Source organism: Bradyrhizobium sp. JYMT SZCCT0428 (assembly GCF_018131075.1).
GTDB lineage: Bacteria > Pseudomonadota > Alphaproteobacteria > Rhizobiales > Xanthobacteraceae > Bradyrhizobium.
On the sequence record NZ_JAFCLS010000008.1, the window covers coordinates 43693 to 63674 of the forward strand.

Consider the following 19982-nt stretch of genomic DNA (forward strand, 5'->3'; position numbering starts at 1 on the left):
GCAAAGTTCGTGCGGTTCGGAGTTCAGTCGGAGAATTATGGCTATGTTTATTTTTTCTATCAGGACTGCTCTCCTCGCCATCGCAGTGTCTGATTCATCGCTTTCTAGTGCAGCTGCTTTGTCCGCGCAGTCAGAATTGTTGTGCAGCCCAGAAGGCTTAATGCGCTTAATCCCTCAGTTTAGTGCAAATGGGAAATTCACAATTCCTGATCCCAATACCGACTTGCAGACATTCCTTTCAGCGCAACAAGGTCTTTCAAATGCAATTGATATGATCTTGGCTCAAGAAAACATAAGCCAAAATCCGTCTGACGTCGGACAAGCAACTGGCTAGCTAGTGAAGTGGGAATACAGACAGATGGAACAAACTTGAGTTCTCCTGAGAAGGGAGGAAAGTTTGGTGGTTATCGCGTTCAGTCGTTTTTGACCGGACTTACTCCTGTGCCTTTGTCTCAAGGAAGCATTTATGCAATCAAGCAATCCAAGCCGATCTACCCGGCACTTGTTTACCCGATGCCCACGAGCCACCCTTGCGTGAACAGGCTTGTTTTAGGCGCTTACAATACTGCTGGCTCCTGGCCGACCCCGACATATGCTCTTGGCAAGTATCAGCTGGATAACAATGGTCTCCCAATGCGCGATAAGCCATTGGTCACCTACTTGATCGTCAATATCTGTCTTGATCTTGGCAGGTCAGCGATGATCAGAAAACAATCAGTGTTGCGCCCAAATGCAATGATCATTCTGGCGCTTCATTGGCCATGTGAGGGCTCAGAATGCGCTAACAATGGAATTGGCCATCAACATTGACTGTTGAATGTCCGCTGTGCTCGCAGTTCCGCCTCAGACCGCTTCCGTCCGTCGTGGGCAGTCACCCTTGCAGCCTCAAGCCACAGCGCCGTCGATCGGTGAGAATGGCATGCCGAGGCTTCTGGCCACCGGTTCGCAGGTCAGCCGGCCCCGGTAGACATTCAGACCGGCGCGCAAATGCGGATTCTCGAGCACGGCCGCAAATCCCTTGTTGGCGAGCGCCAGGCCAAACGGCAGCGTCGCATTATTCAGCGCCTGGCTGGAGGTCAGCGGAACAGCGCCTGGCATGTTGGCGACGCAGTAGTGGATGACGCCGTCCACCTCAAAGGTTGGATCAGCATGGGTGGTCGGGTGCGATGTCTCAAAGCAGCCGCCCTGGTCGATCGCGACATCCACGATCACAGCCCCCTTGCGCATCGAACTCAACATATCCCGCGTCACCATTTTCGGCGCGCTCGCTCCAGGGACCAGCACCGCACCGATCACGACGTCGGCGGCAAACACCTCTTCCTCAATGCTGTCGATGGTCGAGAATTTCGTCCGCACACGCCCCTCGAACAGCTCGTCCAGCTCGCGGAGCCGGCCTATCGAACGGTCGAGAATGGTGACCTCGGCGCCGAGGCCGACCGCCATGCGTGCCGCGTGCGTCCCGACGACTCCGCCTCCGATCACCACGATGCGCGCCGGCTGGACGCCCGGCACGCCCCCGATCAACAGGCCCCGGCCTCCCGCATGTCGCCGCAAGGCTGCGCCGGCCGCTTCGATCGCAAGCCTGCCCGCTACCTCGCTCATCGGCGCCAGCAGCGGCAGGCCGCCATGGGCATCCGTCACGGTCTCATAGGCGATCGCGGTGCATCCTGATTCGATGAGGCCCTTGGCCTGCTCCGGATCGGGCGCCAGGTGCAGGTATGTGAAGAGAATCTGGTCTTGCCGCAGCTGTGACCATTCCGACGCTTGAGGCTCCTTGACCTTGACGATCATCTGGCTGGACGCAAACACCTCGCGGGCGGAGTCCAGCACAGTAGCGCCAGCCTTGCGATAAGCGTCATCCGTCGCGCCGATGCCGGCGCCGGCATTGGTCTCGACCACGACGCTGTGCCCCGCCGCCACATATTCGCGAACGGCCCCCGGCGTCAGACCGACACGGTATTCGTGCGTCTTGATCTCCCTGGGCACCCCGACCTTCATGGCAACCTCCGCTGTATGGCACGCCTCTTTTCTAGGAGGGAACCGTGGTTGGTTCTCAGCAAACTTGCGCGCATACCGGCAAATAGTGCAGAAATTCAACGCGGTTTGGCACTATGGCGCAGGATTTTAAACATATGGACCACGACAAGATCGACATGACCATTCTCGCCGAACTCAGCGCCAACGCGCGGGTCAGTCACACCGAACTGGCGGACCGGGTCGGACTTTCGAGCACTGCGATCGCGCGGCGGCAACGCGCGCTGGAAGACGACGGATATATCAGAGGCTATCAGGCCATCCTTGATCCAAGCCGGTTTGGCCTCAATACCACTGTGCTGGTCAGAATCGCGCTCAACAGCCAAAGCGACGAGGCGTTGAAATCGTTCGAAGCCGCCGTCGTCAACTGTCCATCAGTGATCCGCACTTTTTTGATGTCGGGAAACGACGACTATCTCCTGATCGTGCTGGCGCGCGATATCGAAGACTTCGAGAGAATTCACCGGACCGAACTGTCGCGCCTGCCGCACGTCTCCCGCATCCAGTCGAATTTCGCCCTTCGCGAGATCATCGATCGCGCGGTCCCCCCGGCGATCTTCGGAAAGCCGGGGCGTCCAGCACTGAAGCCAACCAGAAAATAGGCCGGCTAACGCAGGTAGACCCATGCCCGGCGGCTAGCCACCGGCAATGGCCCGCCGCCGTTGCGCAAAAACCCCTCGCTCGAGGATTGCCGTCTCGTCGGGCCCGGCGCCGTCGAGAAAGACTTTCACCGCGGTGCGGGCGCGCAAATCGATCTCGGAAAGCGTTGGTATCGCGCCGAGCTGAAGCACCGCTTCCAGGTGAATGTTGCCATAGAGCATGCCGAGAAACTGGCGGGCGCCGGCTTCGCAATCCGCAAGATCGATCTCGCCGGCCTGCTTTGCTCTTGCAAGAATTCTTGTCAGGACCGCGATGGCCCGCTTTGGGCCATGCTGCGCGTAGACCCGCGTCGCATTGGGGTAGCGGTCCGCTTCGAGAATGGCGGTGTAACAAACCTCCAGCAAGGCCGGTGTCATCATCGTCTCGAGAAGATTGCGCCCGATGATGATGAGCAATTCCCTGAGCGGCAGGGAAAGCTGGTCGGCACTGACACTCAGGGCATTGGACGAGTATTGGCTGACGACCTTGGCGAACTGGTCGACCAGAAGCTGCTCCACGTTCTCGCGCCGCGTTGTCTTCTCGCGGAGTAGTTCCTTGTAGAGACCGTGCGGCGTCCATGTCCAGCTCGGCCGCCCAAGCACGAATGCCGTGATAACAGCGCAATTCGACCAGCCGCGCATCTGGCTCGCTTTACCCGGGACCTGCTCACGGACGCGAAGGATATCGCCCGTCCCACCCCACCGCAGAAACTTGACGGCATCGGCCGGCGGCAGGATCGTCACCATCATGCGGGTCCACCACGGCTCCACGAGCAGCCAGCTCCCGGTGTTCGTGGGACGCATGGCAAAGACGTGCTTATGCTTGTGGTGGACGAACCGATGCCACCATTGCCGTTTCAGGCCGGGGACGAAGCAAATGATCCAGTCGACGGGCTCGACCGTCACCAGCGATCCATGCGCGTCGGCGCAGTTGGCCAAATCCGACGGGACATCGTCGACGACCTTCAGGCTTGATGGGCTGTCGCTGCTCCGCGCCAGCCAGGACTGGCTCGCGCGGGCAGTATCATATGGCGCGTTCATATCTGATGCTCCTCGCGCTTGCACATCCATGCAGGAACCTTTCAACGCCGGCCTTGACGCGGTCGGCGGTTGACCCGTTCTGGCTCATCACGGGATTCAGCATCAGTGCCTGGTAGAGCGGCTCCCTCAGCAGTCCCATCAATTGCTCCGCGCAAACCTGCGCGTCCGATATCGACAGTATCCCTCTTTCATTGGTGTCCGACAGAAACTCCCGCAGCCTCCGTGTGACGATCTCCGACCCCGCCTCGTACACCCGCTTCTTGAGAGAAGGGTTGCGCGCTCCTTCAGCCATCATCATCCGGATGAACCCGACCAGGGTGGTCGAATACTCTCGCGAGGCAACGAGGCCGAAGGCGACAAGGGTATCGCGTACATCGTCAAGCGTATTTGGACGCACTCTCCTCACCAATGGCTGCGATATGAACAGGGCTTCGTGCTCGGCAACCGCGACGACGAGATCGTCGATACTTTCGAATGCCGACCAGACATCTGCTTGCGAATATCCGCTACGATGAAAAATTCCATTGAGGTCGGCGAGCGTATCGCAGGGATCAGCGAGGGCCCCGCTGATCGCCGACACGATGTCGGAGCGAATGTCCGGCCTCGATTCAGCATTATCCGCTCGAGCGGACGTGGGACGTCTCATGTTGCGGCTCCTGGCTTCGGGATGACTGCGCGGCGTGCGCTTTGGCGTATCGGTGGAATCCGATCTTGATGGAGACGAGCAGGGGCGCGGCGATGACGAACAGCAAAGCGACGGCATTGAACGCGGTGTCGAAGGCGATCACGGTGGACTGACCCGTGACGGCCCTGCCCAGCAGGCTCGTCGCAGCCCGGCTGGCGGCCACGGCGTCCATTCCCCGCGCCGCGAGCATGGCTGTCATCGCCGTCAGCCGCTCGCTGACCGCAGGAACGCCCGCGGTGACGCTGGCGCCGAGCACCGCAACATTGCCGGCGACGTTATGGTCGATCAGTGTCTGGAGACCGGCTACCCCCATCAGACCGCCAAGCTGGCGACCCGCATTGAAGAGACCGATGCCGGACGCACGTTTGTGGTCATTGAGATTGCTGAAAGCGATCAGCGTGATGGACAGAAACAGGAAGCCAAGGCCCAGGCCGCGCAACAGGATGGCTGCCATCATGTCGTGCGCGCCGCTTTCGCTGGTCGAGCCTGATAGCATCCACATCGCAATCATGATCATCAGGATCCCAAAGGGCACCGTCGCGACCGGAGGAACGCGGCGGGCCTGGAAGAGGAAGGCGGCTATGAGCAGTGTGCCGATGAAAAATGCGCCGCTCGGCAACAACAGCAGGCCGGCGTCGGTAGGCCTGAACGCGAGAACGGAGACGGCAAACGACGGGATCAGGAATGCGCTCCCGAACAGCGCGGCGCCGGCGACAAAGCTGACAATGAAGGCGAAGGAAAAATCTTCCGTCCGGAACAAGGTGAAATCGAGCAGGCCCCGGCCTTTGGCAATCACCTGGTGACCGAGAAACAGCAGCAGGGCGGCGGCGCCCAGCACTGTCAGCCACAGGATGCGAGGTTCCTCGAACCAGCGCCATCGGTTGCCCTGATTGAGGACATAGGTGAAGCAGAGAAATGTGACTGACATCAGCGAGAAGCCGATCCAATCAAACGGACGGCGCACGGCCGCAGCGGGCTTCGGGGCGTCCGCGATCAACAGGAGGCCGGCCGCTGCCAGGGCCACCGGAACGACGCTGACGAAAATCCATGTCCAGGACTGGCTGTCGAGCAACCATCCCTGAAGAGCCGGGGCGATGGTCCCGGGAGCGACGACCGATCCCATCGCGAACAGGGCTTGGAGGATCGGTTGGTGGGCGCGCGGATAGGCGAGAAAAATGATCGCCTGGCCGCTGATAAGCAAGGTGCCTCCGGCGAAGCCCTGTATGATGCGGAGTGCTATCAACAGATCCAGCCGGGCTGTGATGACGGCAATGCCACATGCCGTGCCCATGACCAGCGTTGAGCAGATGATCAGTTTGTGCGGATTGACGCGGGTCATCAGCCAGGGGGCGGTCATGAACCCGATCAGTTTCAGAGCGGTGTATCCGATGTCCAGCCAGGCGGCCTCGTCGGGAGTTGCATAGGTGTCGCCGATGATATAGCCGCGCCCGAGCGACAGCGCGGTGCCTGCGATCGCCTCCGTCAGTGTCGCAACCACGACCCCAACGACAAGAAGGGTTCCTGTCGCAGATCTGTCGCGGCTCGGCGTGTCGGCGACGGCGATGCTCATGAACCGCTTCTCCGATCAATGTCGACACGCGCGGACAGGCCAGGCACGAGGCGGCCGGGCAATGGGTTGCTGGCAAAGCGGATCTTCACCGGCACGCGTTGCACGACGCGAATGAAGTTTCCTGTCGCGTTGTCCGCGGGGAGCAGACTGAAGGCAGACCCGCTGCCGGGCGCAAAACTGTCTACCAGGCCTTCAATCTTCTCATTCGGGTAGCCGTCGACCGTGATGCGGACGCGCTGGCCGGGCCGGATATGTTCGATCTGGGTTTCCTTGAAATTCGCGACCACCCACACGTCCTTCACCGGAACGATGTCGAGCAAGGAGGCGCCCGGCGCGACAAGCCGGCCGATGCGGACCTGGCGGTTGCCGATCACGCCGTCGACCGGCGCATGCACCACCGTGTTGTCGAGATCGATCTGGGCAAGATCGCGCGCGGCCTGTGCCTGCGCCACGGCGGCAACGGCTGCTTCGCGCTGGGTGGCAAGCACGGCAATGCGCTGCTGCTGGGCCTCCACCATTGCCGACGCCGCCGACACGCCCGCCTCGGCCCTCGATAGCGCCGCGTCGCTTTCATCGACCGCGGCCTGGCTAACGGCATTGGTGCGGATAAGTTCGCGGCGGCGATCGGAGGCCTTGGTCGCCAGATTTTTCTCGGCCACGGTCGATCGTCGCTGCGCGTCAGCCTGCCGAACCAGGGCGTGTTGAAGCTGGATGTCGGCATCGACATTGGTGAGGCGGGCCTCTGCCGCATCGACATTGGCAACCGCTTGCGCAAGCTTTGCGCGATAGTCCCGATCGTCGATCCGGAACAGGACGTCACCCGCCTGCACAGTCTGGTTATCCTCGACCTCGAGGGTCGTGACGTAGCCCGCAACCTTCGGGGCGAGTGAGGTCACGTCACCGCGGACATACGCATTGTCGGTCGAGGTCTCGCCGATCGAACGCGCCCTCCATCCCGTGGCCACGATCACCACCGCACCAAGGCACAGCAGCAGGCCGATTGTCTTCTTCCTGTTACGCTGCATGACAGCCTCCGGTAATGGATGTTACCATTTGACGTCTATGGTAATGATCGTTACCAGTCAAGGGATGGATCGGGATGGATGAATGGCTGTGGCTAAGAAAGGGCGCCCGAACGGTCGCCGGGAGGCCCTGCTTCGCGCTGCGGCCGAGGTGTTTTTTGAACAGGGCTACGCGGCGACGAGCATCGACGCGATCATCGAACGCGCCGGTGGTTCGAAACGCAACATCTACAGCGAATTCGGAAACAAGCAGGGCCTGTTCTCCGCCATCGTCAGGGAAAACGCAGACAGGGTGCTTTCGACGTTGGTCATCGAGCAGACCGAAGGCCACGATCTGCGGGCGACGCTGACGGCGTTTGGTCGGCATCTGATGGGCGTCTACATGTCGCCCACCTTGATCGGCATCTACCGAATTGCCGTCACCGAGGCCAACCGCTTTCCTGATCTGGTGAAGTCGTTCTACGAACAAGGCCCCGGCCGGGCGACGTCCCGGCTCGCCGAGGTCCTTGAAGCCGCCAACAAGCGAGGAGAGATTCGCACCGATGATTGCTCGCGAATGGCAGGGCACTTTGTCGGCATGATCCGCGACAACCTTCATCTGCAGGTCGTTCTCGGGCTCCGCGCGGCGCCGTCGGACAAGGAAGTGCAGGCGGCGGTCGGTTCCGCCGTCGAGGTGTTTTTGAACGGTGTTCGACCTGGCCGGAAAAAGTAGACAGCCTGTCGTCGTCTTCGGCATCACGTGGTTTGCTGAACGGCCGGGCCGGGAGCTGATAGCGATCATCATTTTCTCCATCATGTGAGGAAATGCTTGTCGTCGTGCCTAGCGCGCGGTCCAGCCGCCATCGACGGAGATCGCCGTGCCCGTGATCTGCTCGGCAGCAACCGAGCACAGGAACGCGACGGTGCCGCCAAGCTGCTCCGGCGAGGCAAAATCCAGCGACGGCTGTTTCTCCGACAACAGCTCTTCGGCGGCTTGCTTCTGGCTGATGCCGCGTTGCGCTGCGATGTCGCTGATCTGCTTTTCGACGAGCGGCGTTCGTACCCAGCCGGGACAGACCGCATTGCAGGTGACGCCGCTCCCGGCGGTCTCCAGGCCGACCACCTTGGTCAGGCCGACCATCCCGTGCTTGGCAGCGACATAGGCGGCCTTGTGCGTCGAAGCGACGAGGCCGTGGGCGGAAGCGATGTTGACGATCCGTCCCCAGCGCTGCTTTTTCATCTGCGGTACCGCCGCTGCAATGCCGTGGAATGCCGCCGACAGGTTGATCGCCAGGATCGCATCCCACTTGGCCGCCGGAAACTCATCCACCGGTGCGGTGAACTGGATGCCGGCATTGTTCACGAGGATGTCGAGGCGCCCGAATTTCGCGATCGTCGCGGCAATCAATCCGCGCACGGCGTCGCCCTTTGACATATCGGCGCCGTCGTAGACGACGCGCACGCCATGCTCGCGCTCGATCCCGCTGCGGATCGCCTCGATTTCGCTCGCCTCGCCAAAGCCGTTCAACACCAGGTCGGCGCCGGCCTTCGCCAGCTCTCTGGCGATGCCGAGGCCGATGCCGCTGGTCGATCCGGTGACGACGGCTACCTTGCCCTTCAACATTGGAATTCCTTTCGGGTGCTTGAGAGATGAAGTCCGTCGCGTTTTCAGTCGCGGCGATGCACGTCGTGCGTGACGATGCCGAGTTCCGGTGACGGCGGGTCGAGGCGGTGCGGATCGGCCAGCGTGCGGCGGATGTCTTCGAGTCCGCTCTGCCAATGCGCACGCATCGCGCTCAACCCGAACTCGTAGTCCCGCGAATGGCCTTCGTAGGTCTTGGACTGGTAGATCAGGTGAACGATGTTGTAGGAGCGATGGCGGGCCATGTCGGCGATGGCGCGGATTTCCGGCTTCGCCTTTGCGCTTGCCGGCAGCTCTTCCATGGTCCGCTGCAACGCCTGACGCATCTTCTGCATCCGCAGCACCTGGTCGGTGACGGCGCGCGTGCGGCTCGAATACTGGATGTCCTTCTGCCGGCTCGAGACCTCCATCAGGTCCTGAGGGACGCGGCCCCTGGCCGACCAGAGGTCGACCTGGAAGGTCAGCGTGTCACATGGCTCGCCTGACAACACGCGGGAAAGCGGCGTATTCCAAACCACGCCGCCGTCCCAATAGTGCTCGCCTTCGATCTCGACGGCGGGAAATCCCGGCGGCAGCGCGCCGGAAGCCATGAAATGCTTCGGTCCCAGCCGGCGTTCGGCGGTGTCGAAATAGGTCAAATTGCCGGTGCGGACGTTGACCGCGCCGACGCTGACGCGCACCTCGCCCGAGTTCAGCCGGTCGAAGTCGACCAGCCGCTCCAGCGTCTGATGCAACGGCGCCGTGTCGTAGAAGCTGGTAGCGGCATCGCCCGTGAAGGGCGACCAGAGCGGCGACGGGAAGCGCGGCTTGAAGAAGCCGGGCTGGCCCTGGACCAGGGCCCGCGTTGCCGCCAACCTGTTGCGAACCGAGTTGATGTCGAAAGCAAACGGCAAGGCGTTGGCCAGCCCCTCGCCCGCAGGCCACTCGATCGAAAAGGCACAGATCGTCTCCCAGAACTCGCGCAACCGCTGCACGCGCTCGGCTTCGGGCGAGCCGGCGATAATGGCGGCGTTGAGCGCGCCGATCGAGATGCCGGCCAGCCAGTTCGGCCGGATGCCGGCTTCGTGCAGGCCCTCATAGACGCCGGCCTGATAGGCTCCGAGCGCGCCGCCGCCTTGCAGCACCAGAGCGACGACATCGTATGGCAGCGGGCTGGTTTGCTGCGGCGCCGGACTGAATCGTTCACGCATCACGTTCAACATTGCCAAAACTCCCTGCATTGTGGCTGACCCGATCAGCCGGCATTCGCCTTCGATGAGGATTTCGGACCCGGTCCCGCGTCGACGTAACGTCGCGCCAGGCGCCAGATAGTCGTGGACCACGGTGCCAAGCCCGAGCGTGAGATCGGCAACAACGTGTTTGGCCGACAGCACCTCAAGTACCGGCAGTTCGGCAACGGGAGCGAGCGCATGCGAGCACAAATCGAGCGCCGCCGGCCCGGTCCATGCGCCCTTCACGGTGATGTCCTCGAGGTGGAAGCGCACCAGCTCGCAAATACGTGCCGTGCCGTCGACATGCGGGATGATCTTGAGCAGGAAGTTGGGTACGGCGAGTTTTCTGGCTTCGACCGATGTGTCGAGGGCGCGGTGCTTGTAGCCCATGGTGCCGGTGGCGATGCGGACCGAGCCGTAGTTCAGCGTGCCGACCAGCGTGTCGGTCTCGACCGCCAGTTTCGGCTGCGCCAGCTTCTTCGGAAAGCCCCACAGCTCACGCCCGCCGGCAATCGGCGGATGATCATTGAGAAACATCTGGTGGACGAAGCTGCCGGCCTCGCCCCGGTAGGACACCGGGATGACCTGGCCGCTTTCGGTGTAGTCGCCGAAGCCGGTTGAATCAGGCATGCGGATGAATTCGTAATTCACCACCGGCTCGGTCAGTTCGAGCGGTTCCGGCACGACCCGGCGCAGCGCTTCGGGATCGGTCCGGTACTGGATGATGAAGTACTCGCGGTTGATGAACCGGTAGGGGCCGGGTGGAAAGGCCGAGTTCGTCAGCGGCATGGCGAACGCGGTCGCGCGAACGGTCTCGTGTTTCATCGAGGTCGAACTCCAGGAGGATTTTGGGTGTGCGGGCCGCGCTCCGGCGCTGGTGACGCGGCCCGTATCAGATCAAGCGCGTGCGACGCGCCTCGTTCAGACCGTACGGTCAGTAGTCCCAGAAGACCGGCACCCAACGAAAGGCGTCGCCTTCGACTGCCACATGGCCGACGGACGGGAACGGCAGGTGAGTTGCCACCAGCAGCCCGCGGGTCTCAGCCAGTTCTCGCAAAAGACCGATACGAACGCGGGCCGACTCCTCGGGATCGTGTTCGAAGCCGTTGTACCATTCGGGGTGCTCGAACCCGACCGCGAACACGAGGTCGCCGGCGAACGTCAGCCGGTCGCCGCCGGACACCACGCGGACCACGCTGTGCCCGGGGGTGTGGCCGCCGGTGCGAGTGACGACCACTCCCGGCGCCACCTCGTATTGCTCGTCGAAGGTACGCAGCTGGCTACGGTATTCCTTCACGAACTTTTTGGCGGTCGATCGCAACGCGTCCGGGAAACCCGGCGGCATGGAGACGTGGGAGAAATCGGGCGCCTCCCAGAACTTGACCTCGGCGGCCGACACGTGGATCCGCAGGTCCGGACGCAGCCGCTCCTTGACCCCGTCGACAAGCAGCCCGCCGATGTGGTCCATGTGCATGTGGGTCAGCACCACGTCGGTCACGGACGCAAGATCGATGCCGGCGGCTTCCAGTCGCTTGATCAGCTGCCCGGCCCGCGGCAAGTGCAAGTCCGGGTCAAGCCCAAGCCCGGCGTCGACGAGGATGGTCCGGTCGCCGCTACGCACCACGACCACGTTAAGCGCCCAATCGTAAGCGTCCGGCGGCAGGAACATGTCTTTCAGCCAGGTCGCCCGGACGGCCGGGTCGATGTTGTGTGCCAGCATGGCGGTTGGGAGCGGCAGCACGCCGTCGCTGACCACCAGCACCTCAATGTCGCCGACCTGCACCGCGTAGCGCGACGGAACCAATTCGTTGGGCGCAGGTGTACCGGGGTGTGAGGTATTGGCCAGGCTCGTGTTTAGATTCATGTTTGTCTCCCGTTTTCAAGGTGAAGGTTACTGGCTGGTCTTGGTTGAGCGGGCCGCGCAGCCAGCGCGGAACGCGGCCCGTTTCGCGTGAGGGGTCTAGAAGAAGCCACTCACGTCAGTGACACGCTCCGGATCGGCCGAGGCCAGCGCGGCAGCACGTTCGGCCTTCGGCGGATAGATCCAGACCGTGTTGATCTCCTGCTTGGTCTTCTTGCCGACGTCGCCGACCATCCCGACCTTGCGCTCCCAACCGATCGTGAACAGCGCGCCGGCTTCTCCCAGATCGAGACAGGTGACGTATCCCTCCTGGTGATAGGGCTTGGTCGGAACGCCGAGCAACTCGGCGGCGGCGTTGTTGCCGGCAAAGGCGCCCATCCGCGTGGCGTGCTGGCACGACATCAGCGCGTAATTGCCGACATCGTCGCTGGCGGCTCTGGCGGCATCGCCGGTGGCGAAGACACCGGGCACTGACGGGACGCGCAAATCGCGGTCGACCAGCAGCCGGCCGAAATTGTCGCGCTCGGCCGGGATCTGCTGGGTCAGCGGAGCGGCGCGAATGCCGGCCGCCCAGATCACGGTCTCGGTTTCGATGTGTTCGCCGTTGGAAAGCGTGACACCGGATTTGTCCAGCGACGCGACGCCGGCGCCGAGCCGGGTCTCCACGCCGACCTTGCGCAGGGCATCCTCGATGACGGGGCGCGGGCCCGCGCCCATATCCGGAGCGATCGCGCTGTTCCGGTCGACGATGATGACGCGCGTCTTGGCATCCTTGCCGAGAATCGCACGAAGCCGTGTGGGCATCTCCGTCGCCGCCTCGATGCCGGTGAACCCGCCGCCGGCAACGACGACCGTGTCGCGCCCGTTCTTTGCCGGCCGATCGGCCAGAGCGTGCAAATGCCGGTCGAGCGCGATCGCATCGTCGAGCTGGTCGACGCTGAAGCCGTGTTCGGCAAGGCCGGGAATATTCGGACGGAACAGCCGGCTGCCGGTAGCGACGACCAGCCGATCGTAGGAGAGGCTCTTCTGCGCGCCCTTGGCGCCGACGATGTTCACCGTGCGGGCCTTGGTATCGATGGTCTCGGCGCTGCCCTGCACGTAGACAACATCGACCGCCTTGAGCACATCCAGCAGCGGCGCGGTCAGCGTTTCGGGCTTCGGTTCGTAAAGCCGGGGGCGAACCACCAGCGTCGGCTCTGGTGCAACCAGCGCGATCTCGAGCTGTTCGGGGGAAACGCCCTGGATGTCGCGCAGGCGAGCGGCGGAAAGTGCAGCGTACATGCCGGCGAAGCCGGCGCCTATGATGAGGATTCTCATGTGGTTCTCTCCTATGGTTTGATCTGCTCGAAAATTCCGCGCGTCACTGCACGGCTCCCCGTTGACGGGAGACCTTTGCGATCGATGACGACGCGAAGACGTGAAACGAAGGTGCCGGGCGCTATGGAGGCGAGCAGTCCAGCATTAGCGGCATCGGCCGTTCACATACTTCGCGGCAGCTTCTCGAACTGCGTGTCGAGCCGCGTTGAAAGACGATCGAGTGAACGGGATTCGGTGACCAGCTCTTGAATATCTGGGCGCCGTCGTTGATCACGATGGAGCTCATCGGATTCTTGCCTAGGGCGGCTTGCGCCGGATTTTCCGCTTCCTCACCTGTCGGCGAGGTGAAGCGTACCGTCAACGAAAGGCCGTACATCAGGGCACTCGCGACCACCCTTCGTCGTGACGTGACCGCATTTGGGCCGACGAAGTTCTTCCAGGCCATTGTTTGTCTCCCTAGTTCTCGGCGTGACCATCGCATGGTCTTTATCTAGCGGACCAAACCTCTGACTGCCCCAGAGCGATTGACGTACCTGTAGAGAGATTGCTGTTAACGCATGCGCCTCCGCCAATCGCTCGGCGTCTCGCCGGTCAGCTTCCTGAATGCCGCGGCGAAGGCGTTTTGGGAGGCGTAGCCGAGCGTCGCTGCGATCGAGACGACCGACGTGTCGGTGTCGCGCAGCATGTTCATGGCCTGCTCGAGCCGGTGCTGACGCAGCCATGCGTGAGGGGAAAGCCCGGTGCTTTCCTTGAAGGCACGGCAGAAGTGGAAGCGCGACAGGCCGGCATCGGACGCCAGCGCCGCAAGAGATACGTCCGCATCGCTGTCCGAGCGCAGGCGTTCGGTGGCGCGCCGCAGTGCCGTGGGCGCGAGGCCGCCTATGGTCGGCTGGAACGCGATTGGCGAGCCGATGTGCGCAGCCAGGAGGTGAGTGGCCAGGAGGTCTGTCAGCTGATGCCTGAACAGGGTATCCAGTGCGGCACTGCCTCCAATCATATCCGCCGCGCTCAAGAGCAATCGGGACGCGGTGAGATCGGGATGTCCCGTCCTTTCCAGGAGGTCGCCGGGAGCGGCCATATCGGCTTCGCCGGCGACGCGTTGCAGCGTTGTGGGCGGAAGATAAAGCTGAACGACATTGACCGGGCCGGGAATATCCCATCGGGCGCTTGAGCCGGCGGGAATGATCGTCACAACCCCGGAACGCGCCGTTCCGATCGCCACTGATCTTCCCGACCGTCGCTCCAGCTGTTGCAGGCCGGTCGGGTAAGTCATGATGACGTGATCAGCCATGGGTTCGACGACGTCATGCAGAGCATTGTGCTTCCAATGCGCGATCGCTCCACTGGACGGATCGGAAGCCACGCGCAGCGGAGCGGTCTTGAGCACGCGCGCCATCTCCACATCGGCGGGGCGCCGTTCGGCATTCGGCAAATCGCGCTGCTGCGCCTTGGAAGCGTCTGGCAGATTCTTCTGCGAAAAATCGCGCAAAATTGGCTTGCAGCTCATGACTTGTCCTCGCCATTGAGGGCGGTCTTTTACTCGCAGAGCGCTCGCTGTTATCGCGTACGCCGTCTCCACTCGCCCGGTGTTTCGTTGGTCAGCTTCCGGAATGCGGCGGCGAACGCGGTCTGGGAGGAATAACCAAGCTCGGCTGCGATCGAGACGACGGATTCGTCAGTGTCGCGCAGCATGTTCATGGCCTGCTCGAGCCGGTGCTGGCGCAGCCAGGCATGGGGTGAAAGCCCGGTGCTTTCCTTGAAGGAGCGGCAGAAGTGGAAGCGCGACAGCCCGGCATCCGAAGCCAGCGCCGCGAGCGAGACGTCCGCGTCGCTGTCCGAGCGCAGGCGCTCGATGGCGCGGCGCAGAACATTGGGAGACAGCCCGCCCAGGGTCGGCTGGAACGTGGTTGGTGAGCCGGTATGCGCGGCCAACAGGCGCGTGGCCAGCAGGTCCGTCAGTTGATGCCTGAACAGGGTGTCGAGGGCGCCATTGCCCTGCATGGCATCGGCCGCGGTCAGGAGCAATCGGGATGTAATGGGGTCGGGATGCGCCGTGCGCTCCAGGAGATCGGTTGGTGCGGCCGTGTCGGCTTCGCGGGCAACGCGCTCGAGCATTTTATGCGGAAGATAGAGCTGAACGACATCAACGGGTTTCGGAATATCCCATCGGGAGCTCGATCCTTCCGGAATGATGATCACGACCCCGGGACGAAACGTTCCAATCGCGACCGATTTTCCTGTCCGCCGCTCCATGCGCTGCATCATGCCGTTGTAGGCCATGATGACGTGATGGGTCATGGGCTCGACGACGTCGTGCAACGGCTCATGTTTCCAGTGGGCGATCCCGGCACCGGAGGAATCCAGAGCCATGTGAAAGGGCGTGGTCCCGAGCATACGCGCCATCTCCGCATCGGCAGGACGCCCATCGGCATTCGGCAGGTCACTCCGGCGCGCTTCAGACGCGACCGTCAGATCCTCCGAAGGTTCGCGCAAGTTCGGCTTGCTCATGGTCTCGTGCTCACTTTAACTATTGTCTCTTGGAGGCCTACAGGATGATGGCAAACGCCGCGTGACGGTATCATGCGGCGCGCCTGATCCCGCTGGCCCGGCAGATAGATCAACCTGTACCTTGGGATAGGGTTGGCGGGGACGTGTGTTAAGCCACAGACAATCGCGTCATGCGGCCGCCGTGCTCGGCAATGCTGAAGTTGGGAGGCGCAGTTCGTGGTCAGTGCCGGCATCCGAATTGATCGGAATTGTGAATTGAAACGCCGCACCTCTTGGGACGTTTGCTGCCGCCCACAATCGTCCTCCGTGATCCTCCACAATCGAACGGCAGATGGAAAGTCCCATCCCCAGACCGCTCGACTTCGTCGTATAAAATGCCTCGAAGGCTCGATCGATCGCGCCCTCTGACAGCCCCGGGCCAGAGTCTCGCACCGCAACGAGAATAGCGTAAGCTTCGGCCTGGGTGCTGATCAGCAGCTCCCGAGGCTCGTCGCTCATTTGGCTCATCGCCTCGACTGCATTGACGATCAGGTTCAGCATCACCTGCTGAATCTGGACCCGACTGCCTTGAATGACAGGTAACCCCTCCGCAAATTCAGTCCGCAATTGAACGCTGTTTTTCGACACTTCACCGCGCGTCAATCCGATGACTTCCGAAATCGCTTCATTGATCTCCAGGCTGTCCTTTCGCGTCGGCTCCTTCCTGACCAGCGCGTGCGTACGGTCGACAACTTCAGTGACACGCATGCCGTTCAGCACGGCCCGGTCTATTGCCTTCTTCGCCCTCTCGACATCCGGCTGCTGGCGAGCGAGGAAGCGCTGGGCGGTTTGGGTATTCAGGAGCGCTGCCGTGATCGGTTGCTTGACCTCATGGGTAATGGACGCCGTAAGCTGCCCCAGAGTTGCCAGTCGGTTGGCGTGGGCCAATTCCGTCTGCATGTTGCGGAATCGCCGCTCGCTCTCACGCGCTTCCGTTTCCGCCCGTCTGCGCTCGGTCAGATCGAGCACAAACGCGACACCCTGGCTGTCTGTCGCTTCAAGGGTCGCGATGCCGATCAACACTGGAATACGGCTGCCATCCTTCCGGATATACTCCTTTTCAAAGGGCTGCACGGCGCCCTTGTTCTTTACCTCGGACATCATCAACGCATCGCGATCACGCCATTCGGCGGGCGTCATGTCGGCCCAGCTCACGCGGCCGGACAAGAGATCGTGCTGATCATATCCAACGATGCGTAAATACTCGCTATTGGCATCAAGAATTTTCCCCTCGTCATTCCAGAAAGCGATGCCGATGATGTTGGCATCGACGAGCCGGCGAATTTTTGCTTCGCGTTGTTCAATCTCCCGCCGCGTGGATGCAATGGATCTCAGGTCCGCCTGCAACACGTCACGCCACTGCAACAGCAGACGGAGATAGAGCTCGCTGTATCCGTTGCTTTTCCTGTCGAGAACACAAATCGTTCCAAATATCTCGCCATCGGGCCAACTGATCGGCACGCCGAGGTATGAGATCATGCCCAGTTTGATGTCAGGGTTTGATTTCCACGCCTCGTCCTGCAGAGCGTCCGGGACAAGCAATGGGCGGCGGGTGTTCATTACAGTCTCACAATAGAGCCCTGTATTGAGACAGGCGAGTTCGTCCGGTTCGTAAGGATTCTCTTTCGACTCGCTGGAAACGAGGACTTTGATATGCGGCGGCTCGACCCTCATGATCAAGGCGGAGGGGACATTTACAACATCGGCCAGAAGATCTGCCATCTCCTGCCATTTTCGCATGATGTCCGCGGGGACTTGCATATTGTGGAGCCTGTCCACCTCGACACGCACCTCCGTTGCGCGCAAATCCTCCGAACGCGATCCCACGCTTTCAGATGCGAGACAGGACAACGCCATTCCCGGCGGGGATGTGAAGGATTGTTCGCGGCCGCCCGGGGCGGCTTTGTGGACAGGACTAGCCATCGGAAGGCCCCTGCCCATCGCGGTCAGGGCCAGAGCCGGCGTGCCTCAGGGCGGACTGCAGGTAACGAAAGAGGACGTCGCTACTTACCGGCTTGGTCAGGTATACATAGGCCCCACCTCTCATGGCGCGAGATCGGGTCGCCGGATTGGTGTCAGCCGTGACGATGATGACCGGCATCGCAGAACGGAGACTCCGCAAATGCCGCAGCAGGTCAAGCCCGCTATGGCCCGGCATGCTCACGTCGGTAATCAGGCAATCGAACCGGTCAGGGACATATTCCACCATGAAGGCCTCCGCTCCATCGAAAGTGCGACACGATAGATCCAGCGCCATAAGGAGGTCGGAAAGGGCCTCCCGAACAGCTTCGTCGTCATCTACGATTGCGACCAGGGGCGCTTTGGACAAGCCGATAACCTTCGCTAGCGTGGCCGGCTGACCACACCCACGTCTCGCCCATTGCTGGCCGGGTCGTAACCATCCTTTGGTCTAGGGTGATTTCTGCTCCCGGATCTCCGCAGGCAGCAGTTCCCAAATGCGAATGAGCTGCCCGACGGACGCAGCCTGCATCTTCTTCGTCACGTTGCCGCGGTGGAGCTTGACGGTGATCTCGCTGATGCCGAGATCGAACGCGATCTGTTTGTTGAGGCGGCCCCTTGCCACCTCGCGCATCACCTCGCGTTCGCGCGGCGTCAACTTCGCGTAGCGGTCGACGTGCAGCTTGATGTGCCGGGCGGCGGTCCGTCGCGAAATGTCCTTCTCGATTCCGGCTGTGACGGCGTCGAGCAGCGTCTGGTCCCGGACGGGCTTTGTAAGGAAGTCAATGGCTCCCGCCTTCATCGCCTGCACGGTCATCGCGATGTCGCCATGCCCGGTGAGGAAAATGATCGGTCTGGTATGACCGTTCAAGGCAAGATGATGTTGAAGATCGAGGCCGCTGGCGCCGGGCATGCGAACATCGAGGATCAGGCAGCCCGGCCGCTCCGGAAGATCGGCCTGCAACAGTTCCTGTGTCGATCCGAAGCAACATGCGTCGATTCCCACCGACAGCAGAAGTTCTCGAATTGCGAACCGGACGTCCTCGTCATCGTCCACGATCAGGACGAGTGGGCGATCCGTATTGTCGGCAGCCATGCTCATGGGTAATCGGGGTAAGGTTGGTAGGGCGGATGAGCGGGCAAGTGCAGTGGTGGCAAGCATTGCTTAGTCTCCTAATCGCTACTGCCCCGTTGCCTGACGCGGTCGTTCAACTTGTGAGTCGGTCGTTCGGGGCGTGTTCTAAACTCCGTACAAGTACGGCGTCTTTCCTAAAGCTGCCGTCCTTTGTCGGAACCTGCTCCAAGCGCGCAATCGTGATACTAATGGCTGAGACGCCGCGGACGCGTGACCGGCTGAGCCGTGGGAAAATCATTGAATTTGCTCCGGAAATCGTCTTCCCGCGATTGATCCGGTTGATGTCACAACAGCTTCGCGTTTTGCGAGCAAGCCTAGACGGTCGCTCGCTGATATCAGATAATCCGGCGCGACCTCGCGATACGATGATGACCTGCCTGGTCCAATTCCGCGCATGAGACCGAACCAGATGATACAGACGGGCGCCTTCGGGCAAAAGCTCGGGCAAATCCTGCATTTGAAGGATGCGCCGCCGTCGCTGATGACGCGGTCACTGCGCGGTGTGCAGCTCGCATTCACTGAAACCCGAAATGACAACCCGGTGCCGGGTCTTTCCGGTTCGTTCGCACTTGAGGATGCTTTTCTCGTCAGCCTGAAACTTCACGATTTCCCGGACTGCGAACTCTGGGAGAATGGCAAGTGCGTGATGAAGGCGGATGTCCCGGCGGGGACGACATATCTGTACGATCTCAAGCGCGATCCCCGCTATGTGATCGACAAGCCGTTCCACTCCCTGTTTTTCTACCTGCCGCGCTCCGCGCTCGACAGCCTCACCGAACACCGCGTCGGTGAGCTCGCCTGTGATCTTGGTGTCGCCCATGATGACGCGATCGTCCGTCACATCGGCGCCTCGCTGCAGGAAGGCTTGCGCCGGCCGGGCGAGGCCAATCAGCTTTTCGTCGACCACATGATGCTCGCCCTCACCGCACACGTCGCGCAGGCGTATGGCGGACTGCGTCCCGACGCCAAACCGACCCGCGGCGGTCTGGCGCCGTGGCAAATGAGGCGCGCCTGCGAAAGGATCGAGTCCGATCTTGGCGGGAAGATTTCGTTGCAACAAATCGCGGCCGAGTTTGATCTGTCGGTCAGCCATTTCTCACGGGCTTTTCGCAGCTCCACCGGCCTGCCGCCGCACCAATGGCTGCTTCGCCAACGGGTGAAGGCGGCCAAGCAGTTGATGACCGTCCCCGACCTGTCGCTGTCCGAGATTGCGATATCGGCCGGGTTTGCCAATCAGAGTCACTTTACGCGGGTGTTTTCGGCCGCGGTCGGCGTCAGCCCGGGAGCGTGGCGCCGCGAAGCGCAAAATGCCCCGGAAAGCGAGAATTGATCCAGGCCAAT

Annotated in this window: 20 protein-coding genes and 1 pseudogene; 5 read left to right on the forward strand and 16 right to left on the reverse strand. The window is 61.8% G+C overall.

The window, feature by feature from the left end:
- Positions 1-37 precede the first annotated feature (37 nt).
- Positions 38-334, forward strand: coding sequence for a hypothetical protein (locus JQ575_RS10270; protein ID WP_212033090.1), 297 nt, complete (start codon positions 38-40; stop codon positions 332-334).
- A 35-nt stretch (positions 335-369) separates the two neighbouring features.
- Complete coding sequence (locus JQ575_RS10275; protein WP_212033091.1) at positions 370-810, forward strand: hypothetical protein; 441 nt, start codon at positions 370-372, stop codon at positions 808-810.
- A 75-nt stretch (positions 811-885) separates the two neighbouring features.
- On the opposite strand, the gene ald is transcribed toward JQ575_RS10275, so the two are convergent.
- On the reverse strand, positions 886-1998 hold the full coding sequence (gene ald / locus JQ575_RS10280) for an alanine dehydrogenase (protein ID WP_212033092.1): 1113 nt from the start codon (positions 1996-1998) through the stop codon (positions 886-888).
- Positions 1999-2132: 134 nt separating this feature from the next.
- Here ald and JQ575_RS10285 point away from each other — a divergent pair, with 134 nt between their 5' ends.
- Positions 2133-2636, forward strand: a complete 504-nt coding sequence (locus JQ575_RS10285) for an Lrp/AsnC family transcriptional regulator (RefSeq protein ID WP_212033093.1) — start codon at positions 2133-2135, stop codon at positions 2634-2636.
- 33 nt (positions 2637-2669) lie between these two features.
- On the opposite strand, the gene JQ575_RS10290 is transcribed toward JQ575_RS10285, so the two are convergent.
- Genes JQ575_RS10290 through JQ575_RS10305 form a run of 4 tightly spaced genes read right to left on the reverse strand, consistent with a single transcriptional unit; the run spans position 2670 to position 6993 of the window.
- Positions 2670-3713: a TetR/AcrR family transcriptional regulator C-terminal domain-containing protein gene (locus JQ575_RS10290; protein ID WP_212033094.1), complete on the reverse strand. Its 1044-nt coding sequence runs from the start codon at positions 3711-3713 to the stop codon at positions 2670-2672.
- Positions 3697-4293: a TetR/AcrR family transcriptional regulator C-terminal domain-containing protein gene (locus JQ575_RS45665; protein WP_212033095.1), complete on the reverse strand. Its 597-nt coding sequence runs from the start codon at positions 4291-4293 to the stop codon at positions 3697-3699. Before JQ575_RS45665 ends, JQ575_RS10290 begins: the two co-directional genes overlap by 17 nt.
- A 34-nt stretch (positions 4294-4327) precedes the next feature.
- Positions 4328-5968 carry a DHA2 family efflux MFS transporter permease subunit gene (locus JQ575_RS10300; protein ID WP_212033096.1) on the reverse strand — a complete coding sequence of 547 codons (1641 nt, stop codon included), beginning with the start codon at positions 5966-5968 and terminating at the stop codon, positions 4328-4330.
- Positions 5965-6993 (reverse strand): HlyD family secretion protein, encoded by a 1029-nt coding sequence (locus JQ575_RS10305; protein ID WP_212033097.1) that lies wholly within the window; start codon positions 6991-6993, stop codon positions 5965-5967. The genes JQ575_RS10300 and JQ575_RS10305 overlap by 4 nt, the downstream gene beginning before the upstream one ends.
- Positions 6994-7075: 82 nt before the next feature.
- Here JQ575_RS10305 and JQ575_RS10310 point away from each other — a divergent pair, with 82 nt between their 5' ends.
- Complete coding sequence (locus JQ575_RS10310) at positions 7076-7702, forward strand: TetR/AcrR family transcriptional regulator (protein WP_212033098.1); 627 nt, start codon at positions 7076-7078, stop codon at positions 7700-7702.
- A gap of 108 nt (positions 7703-7810) precedes the next feature.
- Here the strand turns inward: JQ575_RS10310 and JQ575_RS10315 are convergent, their stop codons facing one another.
- The 11 genes and pseudogenes from JQ575_RS10315 to JQ575_RS10365 all read right to left on the reverse strand — a co-directional run bounded on the left by JQ575_RS10315 (position 7811) and on the right by JQ575_RS10365 (position 18608).
- The gene (locus JQ575_RS10315) at positions 7811-8593 is read right to left on the reverse strand and encodes a 3-hydroxybutyrate dehydrogenase (RefSeq protein ID WP_212033099.1); all 783 of its coding nucleotides are present in this window, start codon (positions 8591-8593) and stop codon (positions 7811-7813) included.
- 44 nt (positions 8594-8637) lie between these two features.
- Positions 8638-9813 carry a patatin-like phospholipase family protein gene (locus JQ575_RS10320; RefSeq protein WP_212033250.1) on the reverse strand — a complete coding sequence of 392 codons (1176 nt, stop codon included), beginning with the start codon at positions 9811-9813 and terminating at the stop codon, positions 8638-8640.
- Positions 9814-9912: 99 nt separating this feature from the next.
- Positions 9913-10647 (reverse strand): annotated as a pseudogene (locus tag JQ575_RS10325) (acetoacetate decarboxylase); the annotation flags it as partial.
- Positions 10648-10756: 109 nt separating this feature from the next.
- Complete coding sequence (locus JQ575_RS10330; protein ID WP_212033100.1) at positions 10757-11686, reverse strand: MBL fold metallo-hydrolase; 930 nt, start codon at positions 11684-11686, stop codon at positions 10757-10759.
- Positions 11687-11782: 96 nt separating this feature from the next.
- Entirely contained in the window at positions 11783-13000 is a 1218-nt protein-coding gene (locus JQ575_RS10335; RefSeq protein ID WP_212033101.1) for an NAD(P)/FAD-dependent oxidoreductase, read from the reverse strand.
- A 121-nt stretch (positions 13001-13121) separates the two neighbouring features.
- Positions 13122-13445 carry a hypothetical protein gene (locus JQ575_RS10340; RefSeq protein ID WP_212033102.1) on the reverse strand — a complete coding sequence of 108 codons (324 nt, stop codon included), beginning with the start codon at positions 13443-13445 and terminating at the stop codon, positions 13122-13124.
- Positions 13446-13550: 105 nt separating this feature from the next.
- Positions 13551-14507 carry an AraC family transcriptional regulator gene (locus tag JQ575_RS10345; RefSeq protein ID WP_212033103.1) on the reverse strand — a complete coding sequence of 319 codons (957 nt, stop codon included), beginning with the start codon at positions 14505-14507 and terminating at the stop codon, positions 13551-13553.
- 50 nt (positions 14508-14557) lie between these two features.
- Positions 14558-15508 (reverse strand): AraC family transcriptional regulator, encoded by a 951-nt coding sequence (locus JQ575_RS10350; protein WP_212033104.1) that lies wholly within the window; start codon positions 15506-15508, stop codon positions 14558-14560.
- 168 nt (positions 15509-15676) lie between these two features.
- Positions 15677-17470 (reverse strand): ATP-binding protein, encoded by a 1794-nt coding sequence (locus JQ575_RS10355; protein WP_249166565.1) that lies wholly within the window; start codon positions 17468-17470, stop codon positions 15677-15679.
- On the reverse strand, positions 17463-17876 hold the full coding sequence (locus JQ575_RS10360; RefSeq protein WP_212033105.1) for a response regulator transcription factor: 414 nt from the start codon (positions 17874-17876) through the stop codon (positions 17463-17465). Before JQ575_RS10360 ends, JQ575_RS10355 begins: the two co-directional genes overlap by 8 nt.
- 81 nt (positions 17877-17957) lie before the next feature.
- Positions 17958-18608 carry a response regulator transcription factor gene (locus tag JQ575_RS10365; RefSeq protein ID WP_212033252.1) on the reverse strand — a complete coding sequence of 217 codons (651 nt, stop codon included), beginning with the start codon at positions 18606-18608 and terminating at the stop codon, positions 17958-17960.
- Between the two features lie 442 nt (positions 18609-19050).
- On the opposite strand from JQ575_RS10365, the gene JQ575_RS10370 reads away from it, so the two are divergent.
- The gene (locus tag JQ575_RS10370; protein WP_212033106.1) at positions 19051-19971 is read left to right on the forward strand and encodes a helix-turn-helix domain-containing protein; all 921 of its coding nucleotides are present in this window, start codon (positions 19051-19053) and stop codon (positions 19969-19971) included.
- The last annotated feature ends 11 nt before the right edge of the window (positions 19972-19982 follow it).

Bases quoted from the DNA above. Each gene is read 5' to 3' on its own strand.
- JQ575_RS10270 (WP_212033090.1), top strand. From the start codon at position 38: ATGGCTATGTTTATTTTTTCTATCAGGACTGCTCTCCTCGCCATCGCA.
- ald (WP_212033092.1), bottom strand. From the start codon at position 1,998: ATGAAGGTCGGGGTGCCCAGGGAGATCAAGACGCACGAATACCGTGTC.
- JQ575_RS10285 (WP_212033093.1), top strand. From the start codon at position 2,133: ATGGACCACGACAAGATCGACATGACCATTCTCGCCGAACTCAGCGCC.
- JQ575_RS10290 (WP_212033094.1), bottom strand. From the start codon at position 3,713: ATGAACGCGCCATATGATACTGCCCGCGCGAGCCAGTCCTGGCTGGCG.
- JQ575_RS10300 (WP_212033096.1), bottom strand. From the start codon at position 5,968: ATGAGCATCGCCGTCGCCGACACGCCGAGCCGCGACAGATCTGCGACA.
- JQ575_RS10305 (WP_212033097.1), bottom strand. From the start codon at position 6,993: ATGCAGCGTAACAGGAAGAAGACAATCGGCCTGCTGCTGTGCCTTGGT.
- JQ575_RS10310 (WP_212033098.1), top strand. From the start codon at position 7,076: ATGGCTGTGGCTAAGAAAGGGCGCCCGAACGGTCGCCGGGAGGCCCTG.
- JQ575_RS10315 (WP_212033099.1), bottom strand. From the start codon at position 8,593: ATGTTGAAGGGCAAGGTAGCCGTCGTCACCGGATCGACCAGCGGCATC.
- JQ575_RS10320 (WP_212033250.1), bottom strand. From the start codon at position 9,813: ATGTTGAACGTGATGCGTGAACGATTCAGTCCGGCGCCGCAGCAAACC.
- JQ575_RS10330 (WP_212033100.1), bottom strand. From the start codon at position 11,686: ATGAATCTAAACACGAGCCTGGCCAATACCTCACACCCCGGTACACCT.
- JQ575_RS10335 (WP_212033101.1), bottom strand. From the start codon at position 13,000: ATGAGAATCCTCATCATAGGCGCCGGCTTCGCCGGCATGTACGCTGCA.
- JQ575_RS10340 (WP_212033102.1), bottom strand. From the start codon at position 13,445: ATGGCCTGGAAGAACTTCGTCGGCCCAAATGCGGTCACGTCACGACGA.
- JQ575_RS10345 (WP_212033103.1), bottom strand. From the start codon at position 14,507: ATGAGCTGCAAGCCAATTTTGCGCGATTTTTCGCAGAAGAATCTGCCA.
- JQ575_RS10350 (WP_212033104.1), bottom strand. From the start codon at position 15,508: ATGAGCAAGCCGAACTTGCGCGAACCTTCGGAGGATCTGACGGTCGCG.
- JQ575_RS10355 (WP_249166565.1), bottom strand. From the start codon at position 17,470: ATGGCTAGTCCTGTCCACAAAGCCGCCCCGGGCGGCCGCGAACAATCC.
- JQ575_RS10365 (WP_212033252.1), bottom strand. From the start codon at position 18,608: ATGAGCATGGCTGCCGACAATACGGATCGCCCACTCGTCCTGATCGTG.
- JQ575_RS10370 (WP_212033106.1), top strand. From the start codon at position 19,051: ATGATACAGACGGGCGCCTTCGGGCAAAAGCTCGGGCAAATCCTGCAT.